The 3,138-nt window shown below is 72.0% G+C and carries 3 protein-coding genes; all 3 read right to left on the reverse strand.

Translation table 11 applies throughout. From position 1 onward, the window contains the following. Positions 1–26: 26 nt before the first annotated feature. Genes GUY60_RS36255 through GUY60_RS36265 form a run of 3 tightly spaced genes read right to left on the reverse strand, consistent with a single transcriptional unit; the run spans position 27 to position 2,976 of the window. Positions 27–866, reverse strand: a complete 840-nt coding sequence (locus GUY60_RS36255; protein WP_161705732.1) for an ABC transporter ATP-binding protein — start codon at positions 864–866, stop codon at positions 27–29. Positions 867–892: 26 nt separating this feature from the next. After that, on the reverse strand, positions 893–1,951 hold the full coding sequence (locus tag GUY60_RS36260; protein ID WP_161705730.1) for a FecCD family ABC transporter permease: 1,059 nt from the start codon (positions 1,949–1,951) through the stop codon (positions 893–895). Continuing rightward, complete coding sequence (locus tag GUY60_RS36265; protein ID WP_312866560.1) at positions 1,948–2,976, reverse strand: FecCD family ABC transporter permease; 1,029 nt, start codon at positions 2,974–2,976, stop codon at positions 1,948–1,950. The genes GUY60_RS36260 and GUY60_RS36265 overlap by 4 nt, the downstream gene beginning before the upstream one ends. Positions 2,977–3,138 lie beyond the last annotated feature (162 nt).

Below are 3,138 nucleotides of genomic sequence, written 5' to 3' on the forward strand. Positions count from 1 at the left end.
GGAGGGGGGTGCGGTGAAGAGTCGGGTCAGGCGGTCGCGGCCTTGGTGAGCCGCGTCGCGCTGCCACGGGGGATGACCAGCGGGGTGCCGGTCTCCGGGTCGGGGATCACCCGGCAGTCGACGTCGAACACGGTCTTGACCAGTTCGGCGTCGAGGACCTCGGCCGGTGGCCCGGCCGCGGCGAGTCGCCCGTCCTTGAGGACCACCAGGTGGTCCGCGTAACGGGCGGCCTGCCCGAGGTCGTGCAGCACCATCACCACGGTGCGGCCGGCCTCGGAGTGCAGTTCGGCGACCAGGTCGAGCACGTCGAGCTGGTGCCGTAGATCGAGGAAGGTCGTGGGCTCGTCGAGGAGCAGGAGTTCGGTGTCCTGCGCCAGGGCCAGGGCGATCCACACGCGCTGCCGCTGACCGCCGGAGAGCCGGTCCACGGCCTTGTCCCGCAGGGCCGCGGTGCCGGTCCGCTCCAACGCGGCCTCGACGGCCGCCTGGTCGGCCTTGGACCAGGGGCTGAGCAGCCGCTGGTGCGGGTAGCGCCCGAGTCGTACGAGAGCTTCCACCGTGACGGCCTCGGGCGTGACCGGCTGCTGCGGCAGCAGGCCGAGGCGCAGGGCGAGGGTGCGCGCGGACATGCGGTGGATGTCGGCGCCGTCCAGGGTGACGGTGCCGCCGGACGGCGCGAGCAGCCGGGTCAGGCCGCGCAACAGGGTGGACTTTCCACAGGCGTTGGGGCCGACGATCGCGGTGACGGCGCCGCCGGGGATCACCAGGTCGAGGTTGTCGACGACGGTCCGGTCGCCGTAGCGCAGGCCTAGGCCGTGGGCGGCGAGCTGGTTCGGCTGCGGCTGGTCGGTCTGTGACTCGTTCATCGGGGTCTGGTCCATCTGCTGGGCGGTCATGCGGTACTCCTGTCGACGGGCCGGCCCTGGCGGATCATGAGCGCCAGCAGGAACGGTGCGCCCAACGTGGCGGTGACGGCGCCGACCGGCAGCCCCTCGACCGGCAGCAGATGCTGGACGATCAGGTCCGAGGCGAGCAGCAGTACGGCCCCGGTCAGGCCGGTGAGCGCGAGCGTGCCGAGCGTCGGCGGCCCGGCGAGGAAGCGCACCAGATGCGGTACGGCGAGGGCGACGAAGCCGACCGGGCCGGTGATCGACGCCGCGAGCGACGCCAACGCGACGGCGGTGACGAGGAGTTGGAGCCGGGCGACGGAGGTGTTCATGCCGAGGGCGCCCGCCGACTCGTCGCCGAGGTCCAGCACGGCGAGGCGGCGGTGCAGGCAGAAGGCGACCGCGAGGACGAGCAGCGTCGCGCCTGCGGCGGCCCACACCTCGGTCCAGGTCCGTCCGTACAGCGAGCCGGTGGTCCACTGCAGGGCCGCCCCGGCGAGCTCGGTGGGGAACCGTACGACCATGAAGTTCACGGCGGCGGCCAGACCGGCCTGGACGGCGAGGCCGACCAGTACGAGCCGGGTGACGCTCAGGCCGGAGCGCCAGGCGAACACCCCGAGCAGCAGGGCCGCGAGCAGCCCACCGGCCAACGCGCCGAGCGGGATGAGCAGTTGTGAGGCCCCGGCGGAGAGCAGCGACACGGCCCCGAACGAAGCGCCGCCTGTGATGCCCATGACATCAGGAGAGGCGAGCGGATTGCGGAAAAGCCGCTGCAGCAGCGAGCCCGCGACACCGAGCCCCGCTCCGGCGACGATCCCCGCGGCCACGCGCGGCGCCAGGAACTCCTGGACGACGAGCACACTTCCGCCGTCGCCCGACCCGACCAGGGCACGCAGCGCGACGGACGCGGACATCGGGATGTCGCTGTGGGTGAGCGAGAACGTGGAGAGCAGGACGATGGCGACCACGGCGACGCCGCAGAGCAGTGCGGTGCGCCGGGCGGGCGTGATGAGGTTCTTGCGTGTCGCAGGTGCGGCCGGCGAGGTCCGCAGCGTGTCGGTCACCGGGCGACCTTCCGCGCGAGCAGGGCAAGGAGAGGGGCGCCGAGGAACGCGGTGACGATGCCGACCTCCAGCTCCGAGGGCCGGATGACGAGGCGTCCGAGCACATCGGCGGCGAGCAGCAGCAGCGGCCCGACGACCAGGCAGCCGGGCAGCAGCACGCGATGGTCCGAGCCGATCAGCGCGCGCACGATGTGGGGCGCCGCAAGCCCGATGAACGCGACGGGACCGGCCACCGCGACCGCCGAACCGGACAGGAGGATCACGGCGATCCCGCCGGCAAGACGAATGCGGGCCACCGGCACACCGAGCGCCTGGGCCGAATCGTCCCCGATCGCCAGGGCGTTGAGGGCGGGGGAGACGGCGAACGCCAGGACGAGCCCGATCACGAGGGTCGGCAGCACCGGCCACAGCACGTCCAGGGGGCGTCCGGCCATCGAACCGGCGAGCCAGAACCGGGCCTCGTCAAGGGTGCGCTGACTGAGCAGCATCAGGGTCGCGGTCCAGGACAGCAGCACCAACTGCAGCACTGTGCCGCCGAGTGCGAGTCGTACGGGGTCGAGGTCGCCGCCGCGCCGGGCGAGTGCCTGGGCGAACAGGGCGGCGCCCGCGGCTCCGGCGAAGGCGAACCATATGTACTCGACGGGCTGCGTGAGATGGAGGGCGTAGATCGCGACGACCACGGCGAATCCGGCACCGGCGTCGATGCCGAGCGTGGTCGGCGAGGCGAGCGGGTTGCGGGTGATGCCCTGCGCGACCGCTCCGGCCACTCCGAGCGCGGCGCCGATCGCGAGCCCGATCACGGTACGCGGCAGCCGCAGCCCGGTGACCGCGACGGCGTCCGCGCCGGACGCGTCACCGAACAGCGCGGAGAACACGGTGGACAGCGGAACGGGCCGTGCCCCCATGGCGAAGCTCAACGCGACACACAGCGCGAGGGCGGCGACCCCGACGGCGAAGAACGGTATTCGCCTGAGGAGTTGGGTGCGGAGGCCCCTGGTCGGAGCGCCCGTCGAGTTTGTAGACACGAGGAGTCAGCTTAAGTTAGGCACACCTAACCCTGTCAACTCTGCGTAGACAGATGGTTCCTTTGGGCAACCAATCGATCAATCTCGGCCGAACTGGCCGAATGCGTCCGCAGATCCGCACGTCCTCCCTGTACGCAGCCCTGTACGTCGCGGATCCCCCTC

The sequence above is a fragment of the Streptomyces boluensis genome, from assembly GCF_009908195.1.
In the GTDB taxonomy this organism is placed as follows: Bacteria; Actinomycetota; Actinomycetes; order Streptomycetales; family Streptomycetaceae; genus Streptomyces; species Streptomyces boluensis.

What these genes read in the sequence shown, in the direction of transcription:
- GUY60_RS36255 (WP_161705732.1), bottom strand. Translation starts at nt 866, where the DNA reads ATGAACGAGTCACAGACCGACCAGCCGCAGCCGAACCAGCTCGCCGCC.